Source organism: Pseudomonas sp. BIGb0176, from assembly GCF_024810175.1.
Lineage (GTDB): Bacteria > Pseudomonadota > Gammaproteobacteria > Pseudomonadales > Pseudomonadaceae > Aquipseudomonas > Aquipseudomonas protegens.
In genome coordinates this window covers 303,628-323,647 of the sequence record NZ_JANUEC010000006.1, presented here as the reverse complement: position 1 = coordinate 323,647, position 20,020 = coordinate 303,628, and the positions used below count along the sequence as shown (strand labels likewise).

Below are 20,020 nucleotides of genomic sequence, written 5' to 3'. Positions count from 1 at the left end.
CGAGATGTACATCTATCGCTTGGTCCTGCTCCTGGTAGTGGGGATCTATCTGTTCTCCCCCGCCATCATGGATTGGTGGATCGATGCTACTGGCGCCTGGTATCGCCCGTATCTGCTCTGGCTGATTCTGATCGTCGTGACCTTCATCCTGCAGAGCCAAAAAGATGCCGATGAGCTTTAGCCTGACCCAGATGATCCTGATCAGCGCCGCCTACCTGGCGGTGCTGTTCGGCGTTGCCTGGATCAGTGAGCGCGGGATGATCCCCCGCTCGATCATTCGCCACCCGCTGACCTACACCCTGTCACTCGGGGTCTATGCCAGTGCCTGGGCGTTCTACGGCACGGTCGGCCTGGCCTACCAGTACGGCTATGGCTTCCTGTCCAGCTACCTGGGGGTTTCCGGGGCCTTCCTGCTGGCACCGGTACTGCTCTACCCGATCCTGAAAATCACCCGCACCTACCAGCTGTCATCCCTGGCCGACCTGTTCGCCTTCCGTTTTCGCAGTACCTGGGCCGGTGCGCTGACCACGATCTTCATGCTGATCGGCGTGCTGCCATTACTGGCGCTGCAGATCCAGGCCGTGGCCGACTCCATTGGCATTCTCACCCACGAGCCAGTGCAACATCGGGTGGCGCTGAGCTTTTGCGCGCTGATCACCTTGTTCACGATCTTCTTCGGCTCGCGGCATATCGCCACCCGGGAAAAACATGAAGGCCTGGTGTTCGCCATTGCCTTCGAATCGGTGATCAAGCTGATCGCCATTGGCGGTGTCGGCTTGTACGCGCTGTACGGGGTATTCGACGGCCCGCAACAACTGGAACTCTGGCTGCTGCAGAACCAGACTGCCCTTGCCGCACTGCATACACCCCTTCAGGAAGGCCCGTGGCGCACCCTGCTACTGGTGTTCTTCGCCTCGGCGATCGTCATGCCGCACATGTACCACATGACCTTTACCGAGAACCTCAACCCTCGCGCCCTGGTCAGCGCCAGTTGGGGGCTGCCGCTGTTCCTGCTGCTGATGAGCCTGGCAGTGCCGCTGATTCTCTGGGCCGGCCTCAAGCTCGGCGCTACCACCAACCCGGAATACTTCACCCTGGGCATCGGCATCGCCGCCAACAGCCCGGCCCTGGCTCTGCTGGCCTATGTGGGCGGGCTGTCGGCCGCCAGCGGCCTGATCATCGTCACCACCCTGGCGCTCTCGGGGATGGCCCTGAACCACCTGGTGCTGCCGCTCTACCAGCCGCCGGCGGAGGGCAACATCTACCGCTGGCTGAAGTGGACCCGCCGCGCCCTGATCGTCGCCATTATCATGGCCGGCTACGCCTTCTACCTGCTGCTGGGCGCCGAGCAGGACCTGGCCAACCTGGGGATCGTGGCCTTCGTCGCCACCCTGCAATTTCTTCCGGGCGTGCTGTCGGTACTGTACTGGCCGACCGCCAACCGCCGGGGCTTCATCGCCGGCCTGCTGGCGGGGATCCTGGTGTGGCTGGTGACCATGCTGCTGCCGTTGATCGGCAACCTGCAGGGTTTCTACATCCCGCTGCTGAACATGATCTACGTCCTGGACGACACCAGTTGGCATATGGCGGCCATCGCCTCGCTGGCGGCCAACGTCCTGATGTTCACCCTGATCTCGCTGTTCACCAATGCCAGCACCGAGGAGGCCAGCGCCGCCGAAGCCTGTGCCGTGGACAACGTGCGCCGTCCGCAGCGCCGGGAACTGCACGCCGCCTCGCCCCAGGAGTTCGCCACCCAACTGGCCAAGCCGCTGGGGGCCAAGGCAGCCCAGAAGGAAGTGGAGCAGGCCCTGCGTGATCTGTATCTGCCCTTTGACGAACGCCGACCTTACGCCCTGCGGCGCCTGCGCGACCGCATCGAAGCCAACCTGTCCGGGTTGATGGGCCCCAGCGTCGCCCAGGACATGGTGGAAACCTTCCTGCCCTACAAGGCCGGTGGAGAAAACTACGTCACCGAGGACATCCACTTCATCGAAAGCCGGCTGGAGGACTACCACTCACGCCTCACCGGCCTGGCCGCCGAGCTCGATGCCCTGCGCCGCTATCACCGGCAAACCCTGCAAGAGCTGCCGATGGGAGTCTGCTCCCTGGCCAAGGACCAGGAGATCCTCATGTGGAACAAGGCCATGGAGGAGCTCACAGGCATACCAGCCCAGCACGTGGTGGGCTCACGCCTGAGCACCATTACCAACCCGTGGAAGGACCTGCTGCAGGGCTTTATCAACCTGCCGGACGAACACTTGCACAAACAGCACCTGGCCCTCGATGGCCAGACCCGCTGGCTGAACCTGCACAAGGCCGCCATCGATGAGCCTCTGGCCCCGGGCAACAGCGGCCTGGTACTGCTGGTGGAAGACCTGACCGAAACCCAGACCCTGGAAGACAAGCTGGTGCACTCCGAACGCCTGGCCAGCATCGGGCGCCTGGCGGCCGGGGTGGCCCATGAGATCGGCAACCCGATTACCGGCATCGCCTGCCTGGCGCAGAACCTGCGCGAAGAACGGGAAGAGGACGGCGAACTGACGGAAATCAGCGAGCAGATCCTCGAACAGACCAAACGCATCTCGCGTATCGTCCAGTCGCTGATGAGCTTCGCCCACGCCGGCAGCCATCAGCACAACGACGAGGCGGTGTGCCTGGCCGAAGTGGCCCAGGACGCCATTGGCCTGCTGGCGTTGAACCGGCGCAATTTCGAGGTGCAGTTCTTCAACCTGTGCGATCCCGACCACTGGGTCGACGGTGATCCCCAGCGCCTTGCCCAGGTACTGATCAACCTCCTTTCCAACGCCCGCGACGCCTCCCCTCCTGGCAGCGCGGTACGCGTCAAGAGCGAGGCTTTCGAGCACACGGTCGACCTGATCGTGGAGGACGAAGGCAGCGGCATTCCGAAGAACATCATGGACCGATTGTTCGAACCGTTTTTCACCACCAAGGACCCTGGGGAAGGCACCGGTCTGGGCCTTGCACTGGTCTATTCCATCGTTGAAGAGCATTATGGACAAATCACCATCGACAGCCCGGCCGATCCTCAAAGCCAACGCGGCACCCGTATCCGGGTGACTTTACCGCGTCATGTCGAAGCGACGTCCGCTGTGAACTGAGACCGTCGAGAGAATTGAATCAATGCCGCATATTCTGATCGTCGAAGACGAAACCATTATCCGCTCCGCCCTGCGCCGCCTGCTGGAACGCAACCAGTACCAGGTCAGCGAAGCCGGCTCAGTGCAGGAGGCACAGGAACGCTTCAGCATTCCCACTTTCGATCTGATCGTCAGTGACTTGCGCCTGCCAGGCGCCCCGGGCACCGAATTGATCAAGCTCGGCCAGGGCACTCCGGTGCTGATCATGACCAGCTACGCCAGCCTGCGCTCAGCCGTGGACTCGATGAAAATGGGCGCGGTGGACTACATCGCCAAGCCGTTCGATCACGATGAAATGCTCCAGGCCGTGGCGCGGATCCTGCGGGATCGGCAAAGCGCCGAAAATGCCCCGCCAGACCGTCCGGCCGCCAAGGCTGGCGCCACTGCGGAGCGGGCCGGTGCGGGCAACAACAATGGCGAAATCGGCATCATCGGCTCCTGCGCTCCCATGCAGGATCTGTACAGCAAGATCCGCAAAGTGGCGCCCACTGACTCCAATGTACTGATTCAGGGTGAATCCGGTACCGGCAAGGAACTGGTAGCCCGGGCCCTGCACAACCTGTCCAAGCGTGCCAAGGCACCGATGATTTCGGTGAACTGCGCAGCCATTCCGGAAACCCTGATCGAGTCCGAACTGTTCGGCCACGAGAAAGGCGCGTTCACCGGGGCCAGCGCCGGCCGTGCCGGCCTGGTAGAAGCTGCGGACGGCGGCACCCTGTTCCTCGACGAGATTGGCGAGCTACCGCTGGAGGCGCAGGCGCGATTGCTGCGAGTACTGCAGGAAGGCGAGATCCGCCGTGTCGGCTCGGTACAGTCACAGAAAGTCGATGTGCGCCTGATTGCAGCCACTCACCGCGACCTGAAAAGCCTGTCGAAAATAGGCCAGTTCCGTGAAGACCTGTACTACCGCCTGCACGTGATTGCCCTGAAACTGCCGGCCCTGCGTGAGCGCGGTGCAGACGTCAATGAAATTGCCAATGCCTTTCTGGCCCGCCAGAGCGCACGCGTCGGCCGCACGGACCTTAAGTTCGCCGCCGATGCAGAACAGGCCATCCGCCATTACTCCTGGCCGGGGAACGTGCGCGAACTGGAGAACGCTGTCGAGCGTGCGGTCATTCTGTGCGAAAGCCCGGAAATCTCGGCCGACCTGCTGGGCATCGACATCGAACTGAGCGACCTGGAAGACGACGACTTCGTCGGCCTGCCCCCACAAGCGGGTAACACCAGCCACGAACCGACCGAAGACCTGTCTCTGGAGGACTACTTCCAGCACTTCGTCCTCGAACACCAGGACCACATGACCGAGACCGAGCTGGCACGCAAACTGGGCGTCAGCCGCAAGTGCCTGTGGGAACGTCGTCAGCGCCTGGGCATCCCACGGCGCAAGAGTGGAGTCGCCAGCGAAAGCTGAACTACGGCTGACGAAATCGCGGGTAACACTCGCTTTTGTGAAAAAAACTGTTACCTGCTCCATCGCACGTAACAGGAACCGGGGCTAAAGGTAACGAAGCCCCGGTTTTTTTTGCCCTGAAAAACACCCAACGGCACGCCTAACCCCTTGTTTTACTGGGGATCGCAAAAGTTGGCACGGCACCTGCTATATGTTTGGTACAAGAACAATAACAAGCAATGCACAAGACAATAAAAATAAGACGAATCGACTCACGCATAATAAAAACAACACGGCGGAGGCGCAGCTAACTGATTCTTTTGGAGAGGCGTTGTATTTGGGGCTTGCCCCACAACCAGGCCGAGAACAACAAAAACTGCCCTAAGGCAGAGCCTGAACTGGTTGGATCGAAAGGTCATTGCAACTCAGCGATCAAAGCAATCCGTTTGCTCTTGGCTCCCGATTGGGAGGGTCATCCTGGGTAAACCAGATGACAAGGGCGTTTAACAAAAATAAGAAGCCCGAAACCAATAATAAAAATAGAGCACGCAACTATTCTGGGGGAGCTTCGGCTCCCCTTGTGGTTTCCGGAATTCGTGTTTTCACTCCCCCGCCCCCCATCCAACCTCGCCAAACCGCAGCTCAGCGCCAGCCTGTACAAGTCGCGGCAGCTTCCTACACCATCCTTCGACTAAATGCTAGAATCCCCGCCCATCATGCGGCCACTCTTCGTTTTGGCCGAATATTCCTTCAAACAGTGCATCCCATGCTGAAGAAGCTGTTCCAGTCATTCCGTTCTCCCTTGCGTCGTACGCAACATAAACGCAGCACGCCTGAAGTGCTCAATAGCAGCCAGCATTCGCTGCAACGTGCCCAGTTCAGCCGGTATGCGGTGAATATCGTCGAACGCCTGCAGAACGCCGGCTACCAGGCCTACCTGGTGGGTGGCTGCGTGCGCGACATGCTGCTCAATATCACCCCCAAGGACTTCGACGTCGCCACCAGCGCCACGCCGGAACAGGTCAAGGCCGAGTTCCGTAACGCGCGCATCATTGGTCGGCGTTTCAAGCTGGTGCACATCCACTTCGGTCGCGAAATCATCGAAGTTGCGACTTTCCGCGCCAATCACCCGCAAAACGAAGACGACGAGGACAGTAACCAGTCATCGCGCAACGAAAGCGGGCGGATCCTGCGGGACAACGTCTATGGCACCCTGGAAGAGGACGCGCAACGTCGCGACTTCACCATCAATGCCCTGTACTACGATCCGGTCAGCGAACGCATTCTCGATTACGCCAATGGCGTACACGACATTCGCAACAACCTGATCCGCCTGATCGGCGATCCTCGCCAGCGTTATCAGGAAGACCCGGTACGTATGCTTCGAGCAGTACGCTTTGCAGCGAAACTGAACTTCGGCATCGAGAAACACACCGCCGCGCCCATTCGCGAACTGGCACCGATGCTGCGGGAAATCCCCTCGGCGCGCCTGTTCGAAGAAGTGCTCAAGCTGTTCCTCTCCGGCTACGCGGCGGACACCTTCGAAATGCTGGTGGACCTGCAACTGTTCGACCCGTTGTTCCCGGCCAGCGCCGAAGCCCTGGAGTACAACCCGACCTACACCCATACGCTGATCAGCGAAGCCTTGGTCAACACCGACCTGCGGATCAAGCAGAACAAGCCGGTGACCCCAGCCTTCCTGTTCGCCGCCCTGCTCTGGCCAGCCCTGCCGGCCCGGGTGCTGCGCCTGCAGGAGCGTGGCATGCCGCCGATTCCGGCCATGCAGGAAGCCGCCCACGAGCTGATCGCCGAACAGTGCCAGCGCATCGCTATTCCCAAGCGTTTCACCATGCCGATCCGCGAAATCTGGGATATGCAGGAACGCCTGCCACGGCGCAGCGGCAAGCGCGCCGACCAGTTGCTGGACAATCCGCGCTTCCGCGCCGGCTACGACTTCCTGCTGCTGCGCGAAAGCGCCGGCGAGCAGACCGATGGCCTGGGAGAATGGTGGACCGACTATCAGGACGCCAATGACGCCGAACGCCGCGACATGATCCGCGACCTCAGCGGCAAGGAAGACGCCAGTGGCGCGCCACGCAAGCGCCGGCGCAGCAGCGGTGCCAAGCGCAAGCGCAGCAGCGGCGCATCGGGCGAGTAATAGATGGAACGCATCTACATCGGCATGGGCAGCAATCTGGCAGCCCCTGAAGCACAACTGCGCAGTGCCACCGAGGCCCTCGCGCAGTTGCCCGAAAGCCGCCTGCACGGCGTATCGGCCTTCTACCAGAGCGACTCATTGCTCCCAGGCCAACCACGCTATACCAACGCCGTCGCGGCGCTGGACAGCGCGCTGGCGCCGCTAGCCCTGCTGGACGCCTTGCAGGCCATCGAAAACCAGCAAGGCCGCGAGCGAAATGAGCGCTGGGGCCCACGTACCCTGGATCTGGACATCCTGTTGTTCGGCGATCGACTGATCGACGAACCCCGCCTCAAAGTCCCCCATTACCACATGCAGGCGCGCCCCTTCGTGCTCTACCCGTTGGCGGAACTGGCCCCTGCCGACCTGCAACTGGCTGACGGCCGCACCCTGCACGAACTGCTCGCTGCCTGCCCATTTGTCGGCCTGGAACGCCTGGCCTGACCGCTGAAACGCATCAGTAACGGCGGTAACACTGGCAGCGTAACAATGCGGTAACACATCTAATTGACTTCCCGAGTTCTCCTCACGACTATAGGCGTCCCGTTGCCGCCATCACGGCGCTAAAGGGCGCAATTCAAGTGAGGCCGGTTCGCGGCGAGCCCGGGAAACGCCAGGCAGGGGCAGTTGTGCAACGGCGGTGGCACCCGCTGGCATGGCACCTCTTCTGGGCACAGAATGATGGGCCCGACGCCACAGGCGCGACTCCCGCAAGCCCGTTCAAATCGCTTGGAACCAGGCTGTATAAGCACGACAAAAGACCGTGCGCCTGAATAACGAAGAATCACGCGCGTTACTCGCAGTAGTTTCCAAAGCGCCTGAAATGAGGACCCCTTTCATGCCAGATATCACTCTGACCACCCTGCAAAGCCTCAAGCAGAAAGGTGAGAAAATCACCATGCTGACCTGCTACGACGCCACCTTCGCCCACACCTGCTGCGAGGCAGGCGTCGAAGTCCTGCTGGTAGGCGACTCCCTGGGCATGGTGCTGCAAGGACACGACAGCACCCTGCCCGTCAGCACCGCTGACATGGCCTATCACGTCGCGGCGGTCAAGCGCGGCAACAACGGGGCACTGATCCTGGCCGACCTGCCATTCATGTCCTACGCCACCACTGAACAGGCCCTGAGCAGTTCGGCCCAGCTGATGCAGGCCGGCGCCCATATGCTCAAGATCGAAGGCGCAGCCTGGCTGGCCGAGCCGGTGCGCCTGCTGAACGAGCGTGGAGTGCCGGTCTGCGTGCACATGGGGCTGACGCCACAGACCGTGAACGTTCTGGGCGGCTACAAGGTGCAGGGCCGCAATGAAAGCCAGGCGCGGCAGATGCGTGCCGATGCCATCGCCCTGGAGCAGGCCGGCGCGGCAATGCTGCTGCTGGAGTGCGTGCCCAGCGAGCTGGCGGCGGAAATCACCCAGGCGGTGAAGATCCCGGTAATAGGTATCGGTGCCGGCAGTGCTACCGACGGCCAGGTCCTGGTGCTCCACGACATGCTGGGGCTGTCCCTCAGCGGCCGCTCGCCGAAGTTCGTGAAGAACTTCATGGCAGGCAAGGACAGTATCCAGGCCGCCTTGAGCGCCTATGTCGAAGAAGTCAAAGCCGTCACCTTCCCTGGCGCCGAACACGGGTTCTCTGCATGAATACAGTCAAAACCGTGCGCGAATTGCGCGCCGCGGTCGCCCGCGCGCGCAGTGAGGGCAAGCGGATCGGCTTCGTGCCCACCATGGGCAACCTGCACAGTGGCCACGCCGCCCTGGTGGCCAAAGCCGCCCAGCGGGTGGACTTCGTGGTCGCCAGCATCTTCGTCAACCCACTGCAGTTCGGTGCCGGCGAAGACCTGGACAAGTACCCACGCACCCTCGCCGCCGACCAGGAAAAATTGCTGGAAGCCGGTTGCCACCTGCTGTTTGCCCCCAGCGTCGAAGAAATGTACCCCGACGGCATGGCCGGGCAGACCCGGGTCAGCGTTCCCCAGCTATCCGAAGGCCTGTGCGGCGCCAGCCGTCCCGGGCATTTCGAAGGCGTGGCTACAGTGGTCAGCAAGCTGTTCAACATGGTCCAGCCCGATCTCGCGGTGTTTGGCCAGAAGGACTACCAGCAGTTGGCAGTGATTCGGGCCCTGGTGCACGACCTGAACATGCCGATCCAGATCATCGGTGAGCCAACGGTACGTGCCGCCGACGGCCTCGCCCTGTCGTCGCGCAACGGCTACCTGAGCGAAGAGCAGCGCGCTATCGCCCCGGTGCTGTACCGCAGCCTGAGCCAGATTGCCCAGGCCATCAGGAACGGCGAACGCGACTATCCCAAGCTTGTGGCCGAACAACAGCAGCAGCTTGAAGCCGCCGGTCTGCGCCGTGACTACCTGGAAATCCGCCAGGCACAGAACCTGCGTCCAGCCACCGCGCAAGACCGTGAACTGGTGATTCTTGTGGCAGCCTATCTGGGCGCGACACGGTTGATCGACAACCTGCACCTGGACCTCGACACACCGGCATGAACGCCCGATTGCCCGAACTCCAACCTTCGGGCAAACTGCCGCCGGCTGGGGCCTGCAGCCCATGACTGCGGGCCCCGTTCAAGGATCCGCCCCAGGGAACACCCCATGTACACCATCATGTTCAAGGCCAAGGTCGGTGATCGAGCGACCCTCTGTACCTATGCTCCCTGCAGTGAAGCCGAACTGCTCGGTTTCAAGCCGCGCATGCTGCACATGGCTCCTGGCAATGAGCAGAGCCTTACCAGCCCTGCGATTTCGGATCAGCTCGCCTGACGCTTCCCCCTATTTCTACCCATTGAAAGCCCGAATCCAGACCAGGCAGGCCCGCTGAGTACAAAATAGTACTGGCCACCAGTCGGACAAAGCCAAGACAGAACAGCACGCCGGGGTTACTGTTATCCCCCCGAGTGATTAAACGTATCAGCACAGGGCCGGCCCAACGGGTCCTTGAGACCGCGCAGGACGTTCCGGGCTTTTCAGTGTCCAAAAGGCAGTTCAAGCAAAAGGAAAACCGCAGCGATGGCGTACTACCGCACTCCTCATGACGTTACCGCTCTGCCCGCCTGGCAAGCGTTGAAAGACCACCGCCAAGCCATGCAGGATTTCAGCATGCGCGAGGCGTTCAATGCCGATCCGCAGCGCTTCAGCCAATTCACCCTGAGCAGCTGCGGGCTGTTTCTCGACTATTCGAAGAACCTGATCACCAGCGAAACCCGCGACCTGCTGGTGAACCTGGCCAAGGAAGTCGGCCTCTCAGACGCCATCAAGTCCATGATCACCGGCGAACTGGTCAACGCTTCCGAAGGCCGCCCGGCCTTGCACACCGCACTGCGCCGCCCGGTGGGCGACAAGCTGTCGGTGAACGGTGTCAACGTGATGCCCGAAGTGCACAAGGTACTGAACCAGATCACCGAGCTGGTGGGCCGCATCCACGACGGCCTGTGGCGCGGCTACACCGAGAAGCCCATCACCGACGTGGTGAACATCGGCATCGGCGGCTCCTTCCTCGGCCCGGAGCTGGTTTCCGAAGCGCTGTTGTCCTACGCCCAGAAAGGCGTGCGCTGCCATTACCTGGCGAACATCGATGGCAGCGAGTTCCATGAGCTTTCTGCGAAAATCCGTGCAGAAACTACGCTATTCATCGTTTCCTCCAAGTCTTTCAATACCCTCGAAACCCTGAAGAACGCCCAGGCAGCACGGGCCTGGTACCTGGCCCAGGGCGGCTCGGAGGCCGAACTGCACCGCCACTTCATCGCCGTGTCGAGCAACAATGCGGCGGCAGTGGCCTTCGGCATTCGCGAAGAGAACATCTTCCCGATGTGGGACTGGGTCGGCGGGCGCTACTCGCTGTGGTCCGCCATCGGCCTGCCGATCGCCCTGGCCATCGGCATGTCCAACTTCAAGGAGCTGCTGTCCGGTGCCTACACCATGGACCAGCATTTCCAGAGCGCCCCATTCGAACAGAACATGCCGGTGCTGCTGGCGCTGCTGGGCGTGTGGTACGGCAATTTCTGGGGCGCGCAGAGCCACGCGATCCTGCCGTACGACCACTACCTGCGCAACATCACCAAGCACTTGCAACAATTGGACATGGAATCCAACGGCAAGAGCGTGCGCCAGGACGGTACTCCGGTGGCCACCGATACCGGCCCGGTGATCTGGGGCGGCGTGGGCTGCAACGGCCAGCATGCCTACCACCAGTTGTTGCACCAGGGCACCCAGTTGATTCCGGCCGACTTCATCGTGCCGATCGTCAGCTTCAACCCGGTGGCCGACCACCATCAGTGGCTGTACGCCAACTGCCTGTCCCAGAGCCAGGCACTGATGCTGGGCAAGACCCGCGCCGAAGCCGAGAGCGAACTGCGCGAGAAAGGCCTGAGCGAAGCCGAAATCGCGAAACTGGCACCGCACAAGGTGATTCCCGGCAACCGTCCGAGCAACACCCTGGTGGTGGAGCGCATCAGCCCGCGGCGCCTTGGCGCACTGGTGGCGCTGTATGAACACAAGGTCTTCGTGCAAAGCGTGGTCTGGGGCATCAACGCCTTCGACCAGTGGGGCGTGGAGCTGGGCAAGGAGCTGGGCAAAGGCGTCTACAACCGCCTGGTCGGCAGCGACGAAACCCTGGCCGACGACGCATCGACCCAAGGCCTGATCAACTACTTCCGCGGCCGTCACCGCGGCTGATCGACCCTGTCACCCCAGGAGCCGGCCACACCGGCTCCTGTCCGGGCCCCGGCCCTTCCCCACTTGAACCTTCCCGGCACTTGTGCGCACCCTTATGACTTGTCGCAAAACAAGAATAAGGAACCGTCATGTTCGATATCAGCACTTTTCCGAAAGCCGATGCCGTCCGCCGGGCGGCACAAATGAGCCAGGACGACTACCACCACCTCTACCGCCAGTCCATTGAGCAACCGGACCAGTTCTGGGCCGAGCAGGCCAGGCGCTTCCTGCACTGGAGCAGCCCCTGGGACAGCGTCCACAGCCACGACATGCGCACCGGCGAGGCCAACTGGTTTCGCGGTGGCCAACTCAACGTCAGCTACAACTGCATCGACCGTCATCTGGAAAAACGCGGCAATCAGGCGGCGATCATCTGGGAAGGTGACAACCCGGCAGACTCCCAGCGCATCACCTACCAGGAACTCCACGACCGGGTCTGCCGCCTGGCCAACGTGCTGAAAAGCCGTGGCGTGAAAAAGGGCGACCGGGTGTGCATCTACATGCCGATGATTCCCGAAGTGGCTTACGCCATGCTCGCCTGCACCCGAATCGGCGCGGTGCATTCGGTGGTGTTCGGCGGTTTTTCGCCGGAGGCCCTGCGCGACCGCATTCTCAACGCCGACTGCCGCACCGTGATCACCGCCGATGAAGGCGTGCGCGGCGGCAAACTGATTCCGCTGAAGAGCAACGTCGACAAGGCCCTGCTCAGTTGCCCGGATGTCAGCAGCGTGCTAGTGGTCGAACGCACCCGCAACCCGGTGAACTGGGTGCCAGATCGCGACATTTCCTATGAACAGGCCGTGGCTGGCGCCAGCAACCAATGCGCCCCCGAGCCGATGGACGCCGAAGACCCGCTGTTCATCCTCTACACCTCCGGCAGCACCGGCAAACCCAAGGGCGTGCTGCACACCACCGGCGGCTACCTGCTACAGGCCGCCATGACCTTCAAGTACGTGCTGGACTACCGCGACGGTGAGGTCTTCTGGTGCACCGCCGACGTCGGCTGGGTCACCGGCCACAGCTACATCCTCTACGGCCCCCTGGCCAACGGCGCGACCACGCTGATCTTCGAAGGCGTGCCCAACTACCCCAGCACCTCGCGTTTCTGGGAGGTGGTGGACAAGCATCAGGTGAACATCTTCTACACCGCGCCCACCGCTCTGCGTGCCCTGATGCGCGAAGGCAGCGCCCCGCTACAGAACACCTCCCGCGCCAGCCTGCGCTTGCTCGGCAGCGTCGGCGAGCCGATCAACCCGGAAGCCTGGGAGTGGTATTTCAACGTGGTCGGCGAACAACGCTGCCCGATTGTCGATACCTGGTGGCAGACCGAAACCGGCGGCATCATGCTCAGCCCCCTGGTCAGCGCCCGGCAGATCAAGCCCGGATGCGCCTCGACCCCGATGTTCGGCGTACAACCGGTGCTGCTGGACGACCAGGGCAAGGAAATCCATGGGGCAGGCAGCGGCATCCTGGCAATCAAGGCCAGTTGGCCGGCGCAGATCCGTAGCGTCTATGGCGATCCCAAGCGCATGGTCGAAACCTATTTCGCTCCCTACCCCGGCTATTACTTCACCGGTGATGGTGCCCGGCGCGACGAGGATGGCAGCTACTGGATCACCGGGCGCATCGACGACGTGATCAACGTTTCCGGGCACCGCATCGGCACCGCCGAAGTGGAAAGCGCCCTGGTGCTGCACGACAGCATCGCCGAAGCGGCGGTGGTCGGTTACCCCCATGATCTCAAGGGCCAGGGAATCTATGCCTTCGTCACACCGATGCAGGGCATCGAGCCCGACGAGGCACTGAAGAAGGAACTGCTGGCCCTGGTCAGCCGCGAGATCGGCAGTTTCGCCAAGCCGGAGCTGATCCAGTGGGCTCCGGCCCTGCCGAAAACTCGCTCGGGCAAGATCATGCGGCGTATCCTGCGCAAGATCGCCTGCAACGAACTGGATACCCTGGGTGACACTTCGACCCTGGCGGACCCCAGCGTGGTGGACGGCCTGATCGACAAACGCCTGAACGTTTGAAACCGGCGCGGCATCCGCCGCGCTTCTTTTTTAAATAGCCACACCGAGCTGTCATGGAATTCATTCGCAGCCGCATCGAGAGCCAGGTCATGAGCCTGTCCGGCCTGTCTCTGGGCCAACTCGACCTGGAACATCCCAAAGGTGACCCCGGCCTGTTCGGGCCGGGGTCCGTCAGTTGGCAGGTGCACGCCGACTTCAGCAGCATGCTGATCGGCGGCATCAGCGCCCTGTTGATGCAGGCCCTGCATCCTCTGGCCTTGGCCGGCGTCTGGGATCACTCGAACTTTCGCCAGGACATGATCGGCCGCCTGCGCCGCACCGGGCAGTTCATCTCCGGCACCACCTTCGGCTCCCGCCAGGACGCCGAATGGCTGATCGACAAGGTACGCAGCATTCACTTGCACATAGTCGGCACCGCCCCCGATGGCCGCCCCTATGCCGCCAGCGACCCCGATCTGCTGACCTGGGTTCACGTGGCTGAGGTCAGCAGCTTTCTTGCCGCGCACTTGCGTTACCTCAACCCTCATCTTTCCGGGGCTGACCAGGATCGCTACTACGACGAGATCGCCCTGATCGCCGAACGCCTGGGAGCCCGGGACGTGCCGCGCTCGCGGCGCGCCGTGGCCGACTACCTGCAGGCCATGCGCCCCCAACTGCTCTGCGACCAGCGCAGCCGGGAGGTCCTGCGCCTGCTGCTGGCTGCCCCAGCCCCCAGCCGCCTGGCCAAACCCTTCGGTTCATTGATGATGCAGGCCGGCATCGACCTGCTGCCGGACTGGGCCAGCGCCATGCTCGAGGTCAATCAGAACCCGCTGCAACGCCAACTGATTCGTGCCAGCGTCAAGCGCAGCACGCCGATGCTGCGCTGGGCGGTACGGGACAGTTCCGTGCACCGGGCGAAACGACGCATGGGCCTGTAAAAACCGACCGTTCAAGCACAACCCGACCGGCCGGTTCGCGATTGGCCGGCTCCCGGGGTTGTGTGCAACCATGATTTCGCCAATTTCCAGTGCCTGTGCCGCCCGGCCAACACCCGCACCACGCCACAGGTCCCTGCCACCGAACACAAGGACCCGATCATGCAAGACGTCGTAATCGTTGCCGCCACCCGCACCGCCGTGGGCAGTTTCCAGGGCTCCCTGGCGAACATTCCCGCCGTTGACCTGGGCGCCGCGGTCATCCGCCAATTGCTAGCCCAGACCGGCATCGACCCGGCCCAGGTCGACGAAGTGCTCATGGGCCAGGTGCTCACCGCCGGCGCCGGGCAGAACCCCGCCCGCCAGGCCGCGATCAAGGCCGGCCTGCCCCACGCGGTACCCGCCATGACCCTGAACAAGGTCTGCGGCTCCGGCCTCAAGGCCCTGCACCTGGGCGCCCAGGCCATCCGCTGCGGCGATGCCGAGGTGATCATCGCCGGCGGCCAGGAAAACATGAGCCTGTCCAACTACGTGCTGCCCGGCGCCCGCACCGGCCTGCGCATGGGCCACAGCCAGATGCTCGACTCCATGATCAGCGACGGCCTGTGGGATGCCTTCAACGACTACCACATGGGCATCACCGCCGAGAACCTGGTGGAGAAATACGGCATCAGCCGTGAAGCCCAGGACGCCTTCGCCGCCGCTTCCCAACAGAAAGCCGCAGCGGCCATCGAGGCCGGGCGCTTTGTCGACGAGATCACCCCGATCCAGATTCCCCAGCGCAAGGGCGAGCCACTGACCTTCGCCACCGACGAGCAGCCACGCCCCGGCACCACCGCCGAAGCCCTGGCCAAGCTCAAGCCGGCGTTCAAGAAAGACGGCAGCGTCACCGCCGGCAACGCCTCGGCGCTGAACGACGGCGCCGCCGCGGTGATGCTGATGAGCGCCAGCAAGGCCCGGGCCCTGGGCCTGCCGGTGCTGGCAAAAATTGCCGCCTACGCCAACGCCGGCGTCGACCCGGCGATCATGGGCATCGGCCCGGTCTCGGCCACCCGCCGCTGCCTGGACAAGGCCGGCTGGACCCTGGACCAGCTGGACCTGATCGAAGCCAACGAAGCCTTCGCCGCGCAGTCGCTGTCGGTGGCCCAGGAACTGGAATGGGACGCCAGCAAGGTCAACGTCAACGGCGGTGCGATCGCCATCGGCCACCCGATTGGTGCATCGGGCTGCCGGGTGCTGGTGACCCTGCTGCATGAAATGATCAAGCGTGATGCCAAAAAGGGCCTGGCGACCCTGTGCATCGGCGGCGGCCAGGGCGTGGCCCTGGCGATCGAGCGCTAACCTCCGCGCAAAACCGCCCTCCTTGTAGGAGCTGGCTTGCCAGCGAAGGTGCCCGTGAGAGCGCTTTCGCCAGCAAGCTGGCTCCTACGGGGAAGACGTGCGCATGATCGTCTTTGCCAGCAAGCTGGCTCCTACAACGGACGGGACGCTGGTAAACTGCCGCGCCTCACTCCTCAGCTCCAAGGCGCTCCGCATGTCCTCCTTGAATCAGGCGCTGCGCGCCGCTCTCGATCACCGCCAGGACCTGCTCGCCGAGCTGCATCAGCAAGGCACCGACTGCTATCGCCTGTTCCACGGCAGCCAGGAGGGTGCCGGCGGCCTGACCATCGACCGCTATGGCCCGCAATTGCTGGTACAGAGCTTTCACCAGACGCTGGAACGCGACGCCCTGCTGCAACTGCACGACAGCATCAATCAGCATCTGAACCTGTCGACCCTGCTGGTCTACAACGACCGCTCCCGGGGCAACTCGCGGATCGACCGCGAAGACTCGGTGTACCGCGCCGAAGAGGCTGCCCTGGAGGACCTGGTTGGCCACGAATGGGGCCTGAATTACCGCGTGCGTGGACGCCACGCCGGGCAGGACCCGCTATTGTTTCTCGACCTGCGCAACGCCCGTGGCTGGGTCAAGCAACACAGCGCGGGTAAAAGCGTGCTCAACCTCTTCGCCTACACCTGTGGCGTAGGCCTCAGCGCCGCAGCTGGCGGCGCGCGCGAGGTGTGCAACCTGGACTTCGCCGAGGGCAACCTGGCCGTCGGACGGGAGAACGGCCAGCTCAACCCGCAACTGCCACAGATGCAGTTCGTACAGTCGGACTATTTCCCGGCCATTCGCCAACTGGCGGGCCTGCCCATCAGCCAGCGCCGCGGGCAGAAACTGCCCAGCTATCCGCGCCTTGAACAGCGCCAGTACGACCTGGTACTGCTGGACCCGCCAGCCTGGGCCAAAAGCGCCTTCGGTACGGTCGACCTGCTGCGTGATTACCAGAGCCTGCTCAAGCCGGCACTGCTGGCCACCGCCGAAGACGGCGTGCTGATCTGCTGCAACAACCTGGCCAAGGTCTCGATGCCGGACTGGCGTGAACAAGTATTGCGCTGCGCCGAGAAGGCCGGGCGTCCGGTTCGCGACTGCCAGGTCCTGGTACCCGCCGCGGACTTCCCCTCCCAAGACGGGCAACCCCCACTGAAAACCTTGATCCTGCAACTTTGACCAAGGGCAGGAAATCTGAACAATCCTGAAGACTGGAGTGGTTTCGGAACCGTAAACGCGTGCCATACTCCAAGGCACTTCCGATTCAGATAGATGAAGCCTCGCATGACCAAAGGATTGATTCGCGCTCTTTGCGCCTTGTTGACCGCTCTCGCCCTTTACAGTCTGCTGGGCTTTCTGATTCTGCCGGGCATTGCCTTGCGGGTGGCCAACCAGCAATTGGCCAACTACGCCACCACCCCAGCCCATATCCAGCGCATCGAGCTCAACCCCTTCAGCCTGGAGCTGACCCTCTGGGGCCTGAGCATCGGTGAACCGGGCAAGGAGCAGATCGCCTTCGATCGCCTCTACGCCAATCTGCAATTGGACAGCCTGTGGAAACGCGCGCTGCACCTGGCGGATGTCGAGCTGGACCAGCCCAAGACCGAAATCCTCTTCGACAAGGAAGGCAAGCTCAATCTCCTGGCCCTGTTCAAGCTGCCGGCCAGCGAACCGACCCCAAGCGACCCCAACGCCAAACCCTTCCCGGTACGCATCGAACGCATCAAGCTGGCCGGCGGCTACCTGCATTTCAAGGATCTGCGCCCCAGCGAACCCATCGAATTCCTCTACAACAAGCTCGATTTTGAGTTGAAGAACCTCAGTACCCTGCCGGACGACAGCGCCGACATGACGCTGGTCGCCACCGGCCCCGAGGGCGGGCAGATCGACTGGAGCGGCAACTTCAGCGTGACGCCGCTGACCTCCGAAGGCACCTTGAAAGTCACCGACGGCAAGATGAAAGCCTGGTGGCCCTATGTGCGCGATGCGGTGCCGCTGGTGCTGGAAGACGGCGTGGTCAACCTCAGTACCCACTACAAATTCAGCCTGACCAAGGAAACCGAGCTGCTGCTGGACAACACCTCCATCAGCGTCGCGCCCTTTGCCATCAAGGCCCCGGACGGTCGCCCACTGGCGCGCCTGGAGCGCCTGGACGTCAGCGAAACCACAGTCGACCTGGCCAAGCAGCACGTGATTGTCGGCAAGGTCCGCAGCCAAAAGCTCGAAACCTGGGCCGCCCTTGAAGCCGATGGCCAGTTGGACTGGCAAAAGCTCTTCGCCAGTCAGCCGGCCAAACCGGCGCCAAAACCCGAGCCGGCCGCCGCCGACGCCCCCAAGGAACCGGCAGTACCAGGTAAACCCTGGCAGGTGCTGCTCAAGGACGTGCAACTGCGCAACTACCAGGTGCACCTGGCCGATCGCAAGGCCAAGCCCGCCGTAGCCCTGGAGCTGGGGCCGCTGAACCTGGACCTGCAGAACTTCGACAGCCTCAACCAGTCGCCCTTCACCCTCAAGCTCGATACCGGCCTGGGCAAACAAGGCAAGGTCAACGCCTCCGGCGAGGTCAACCTCAACCCCGTCAGCGCCAAACTCAAGGTGCAGACCCGGGACATCGACCTGCGCGTCGCCCAGTCCTATATCAGCCCGTTCATCCGCCTGGAACTGCGCAGCGGCATGCTCGGCAGTGACCTGGCAGTGGACCTGAAGAAAGTCGAACCCCTGACTTTCAGCGTCACCGGCCGGGCCAATGTGGACCAGCTGCACACCCTGGACACCCTCAAGACCCGCGACTTCGTGAAATGGAAACAAGTGGTGGTCGAAGGCCTGAACTATCAGCACGGTGACAGCTTGACCATCAGCCGGGTCAACCTGATGCAGCCCTATGCACGCTTCATCATCAACGATGACCGCACCACCAATATCGACGACCTGCTGATTCCACAACCACCCAGCAGTGGTGGCAAATCCTCGACGAAGGCCGAGCCCAGCTCAAGCAAGCCCCTGGGCATCCACATCGGTGAAATCGCCATCAACGACGGTTCGGCGAACTTCGCCGACCTGAGCCTGACGCCTAACTTCGCTACCGCCATCCAGCAGCTCAACGGCCATGTCGGCACCATCGACAGCCGCCAGGCCAAGCCGGCAGACGTGGACGTCAAGGGCAAGGTCGACCGCTATGCGCCGGTGACCATCAAGGGCAGCGTCAACCCGTTCGATCCGATGGCCGCCCTGGATATCGCCACCAGCTTCAAACGAGTTGAACTGACCACCCTGACCCCCTACTCCGGGAAATTCGCCGGTTTCCGCATCCGCAAGGGTCGGCTCAACCTCGACCTGCACTACATGATCACCAAGGGCCAGCTCAAGGCCGAGAACAAACTGGTGGTCGAGCAGTTGCAACTGGGGGAAAAGGTCGACAGCCCGGACGCCGTGGATCTGCCGATCCGCCTGGCAGTGGCCTTGCTGAAAGATACGGATGGCAAGATCTCCATCGAGCTGCCTATCTCCGGTGATTTGAACAACCCGCAGTTCAGCGTGATGCCGATTGTCTGGCAGACCCTGCGCAATCTGGTGCTGCGCGCCGCCCAGGCCCCCTTCAAGTTCATTGGCGGGCTGGTCAGCGGTGGTGGCTCGGAAGACCTGAGCAACGTGTCCTTCGCTCCAGGCTCCAGCGACCTGAGCAAGGAATCCGAGTCGGCCCTGACCACCCTGGCCAAGGCGCTCAAGGAGCGTCCGACCCTGCGCCTGGAAATCGAAGGTACCAGCGCCCAGAGCAGTGACGGCCCGCTGATCGCCGAACAGCGGCTGGAGCGCGAATACCAGTACAACTATTACAAGATCCTCCAGCGCCGCGGTGACAAGGTCCCCGCCCAGGCGTCCCTGCTGCAGGTTCCCGAGGGCGAAAAGGCCCCTCTGCTGGAAGGCATCTACCGCACCCGCCTGAAACAGCAGCCGCCGGCGGAATGGGCCCAGCTCAGCCGCGACGAACGCAGCGCCAAGCTGCGTGAAGGTCTGATCAAGTTCTGGAGCAGCAGCGACGTGCTGTTGCGACAACTGGGTCAGGAGCGCGCCAGCAGCATCAAGGACTTCCTGGTGGACAAGGGCCAACTGGCCGACGACCGGGTCTACTTCATCGATGCCAACCTGGGCCAGGCCGAAAGCGATGGCCGGGTCGTCACCCCGCTGCACCTGGACAGCGAATAAACCTCTCGCGCCGGGCTCCACCCAGCCCGGCCGGTCT

13 protein-coding genes and 1 pseudogene are annotated in these 20,020 nt (G+C 62.7%); all 14 read left to right on the top strand.

The features are described 5' to 3' along the window. The first annotated feature begins 4 nt into the window (after nt 1-4). Entirely contained in the window at nt 5-181 is a 177-nt protein-coding gene (locus M2395_RS30050; RefSeq protein ID WP_003176118.1) for a hypothetical protein, read from the top strand. Further along, nucleotides 165-3,119 carry a sensor histidine kinase gene (locus M2395_RS30045; protein WP_011063507.1) on the top strand — a complete coding sequence of 985 codons (2,955 nt, stop codon included), beginning with the start codon at nt 165-167 and terminating at the stop codon, nt 3,117-3,119. The genes M2395_RS30050 and M2395_RS30045 overlap by 17 nt, the downstream gene beginning before the upstream one ends. A gap of 22 nt (nt 3,120-3,141) precedes the next feature. Continuing rightward, on the top strand, nt 3,142-4,569 hold the full coding sequence (locus tag M2395_RS30040; protein WP_011063508.1) for a sigma-54 dependent transcriptional regulator: 1,428 nt from the start codon (nt 3,142-3,144) through the stop codon (nt 4,567-4,569). A gap of 745 nt (nt 4,570-5,314) precedes the next feature. Then, nucleotides 5,315-6,706 (top strand): polynucleotide adenylyltransferase PcnB, encoded by a 1,392-nt coding sequence (locus tag M2395_RS30035; protein ID WP_011063509.1) that lies wholly within the window; start codon nt 5,315-5,317, stop codon nt 6,704-6,706. A gap of 3 nt (nt 6,707-6,709) precedes the next feature. Continuing rightward, nucleotides 6,710-7,189 carry a 2-amino-4-hydroxy-6-hydroxymethyldihydropteridine diphosphokinase gene (folK, locus tag M2395_RS30030; protein ID WP_015637060.1) on the top strand — a complete coding sequence of 160 codons (480 nt, stop codon included), beginning with the start codon at nt 6,710-6,712 and terminating at the stop codon, nt 7,187-7,189. A 394-nt stretch (nt 7,190-7,583) separates the two neighbouring features. Next, complete coding sequence (gene panB, locus M2395_RS30025; protein ID WP_015637061.1) at nt 7,584-8,384, top strand: 3-methyl-2-oxobutanoate hydroxymethyltransferase; 801 nt, start codon at nt 7,584-7,586, stop codon at nt 8,382-8,384. Beyond that, nucleotides 8,381-9,241, top strand: a complete 861-nt coding sequence (panC, locus tag M2395_RS30020) for a pantoate--beta-alanine ligase (RefSeq protein ID WP_041119923.1) — start codon at nt 8,381-8,383, stop codon at nt 9,239-9,241. Before panB ends, panC begins: the two co-directional genes overlap by 4 nt. A gap of 123 nt (nt 9,242-9,364) precedes the next feature. Then, nucleotides 9,365-9,514 (top strand): annotated as a pseudogene (locus M2395_RS30015) (aspartate 1-decarboxylase); the annotation flags it as partial. A 246-nt stretch (nt 9,515-9,760) separates the two neighbouring features. Continuing rightward, nucleotides 9,761-11,425, top strand: a complete 1,665-nt coding sequence (pgi, locus tag M2395_RS30010; protein WP_011063513.1) for a glucose-6-phosphate isomerase — start codon at nt 9,761-9,763, stop codon at nt 11,423-11,425. Between the two features lie 128 nt (nt 11,426-11,553). Further along, nucleotides 11,554-13,491 carry an acetate--CoA ligase gene (gene acs, locus M2395_RS30005; protein ID WP_123430024.1) on the top strand — a complete coding sequence of 646 codons (1,938 nt, stop codon included), beginning with the start codon at nt 11,554-11,556 and terminating at the stop codon, nt 13,489-13,491. A gap of 53 nt (nt 13,492-13,544) precedes the next feature. Continuing rightward, nucleotides 13,545-14,411, top strand: a complete 867-nt coding sequence (locus M2395_RS30000) for an oxygenase MpaB family protein (protein WP_011063515.1) — start codon at nt 13,545-13,547, stop codon at nt 14,409-14,411. 159 nt (nt 14,412-14,570) lie between these two features. Beyond that, nucleotides 14,571-15,749 carry an acetyl-CoA C-acetyltransferase gene (locus M2395_RS29995; RefSeq protein ID WP_123472549.1) on the top strand — a complete coding sequence of 393 codons (1,179 nt, stop codon included), beginning with the start codon at nt 14,571-14,573 and terminating at the stop codon, nt 15,747-15,749. Nucleotides 15,750-15,942: 193 nt separating this feature from the next. Further along, nucleotides 15,943-16,959: a class I SAM-dependent rRNA methyltransferase gene (locus tag M2395_RS29990; RefSeq protein ID WP_011063517.1), complete on the top strand. Its 1,017-nt coding sequence runs from the start codon at nt 15,943-15,945 to the stop codon at nt 16,957-16,959. Nucleotides 16,960-17,064: 105 nt separating this feature from the next. Further along, complete coding sequence (locus M2395_RS29985) at nt 17,065-19,983, top strand: DUF748 domain-containing protein (protein ID WP_123431488.1); 2,919 nt, start codon at nt 17,065-17,067, stop codon at nt 19,981-19,983. Nucleotides 19,984-20,020 lie beyond the last annotated feature (37 nt).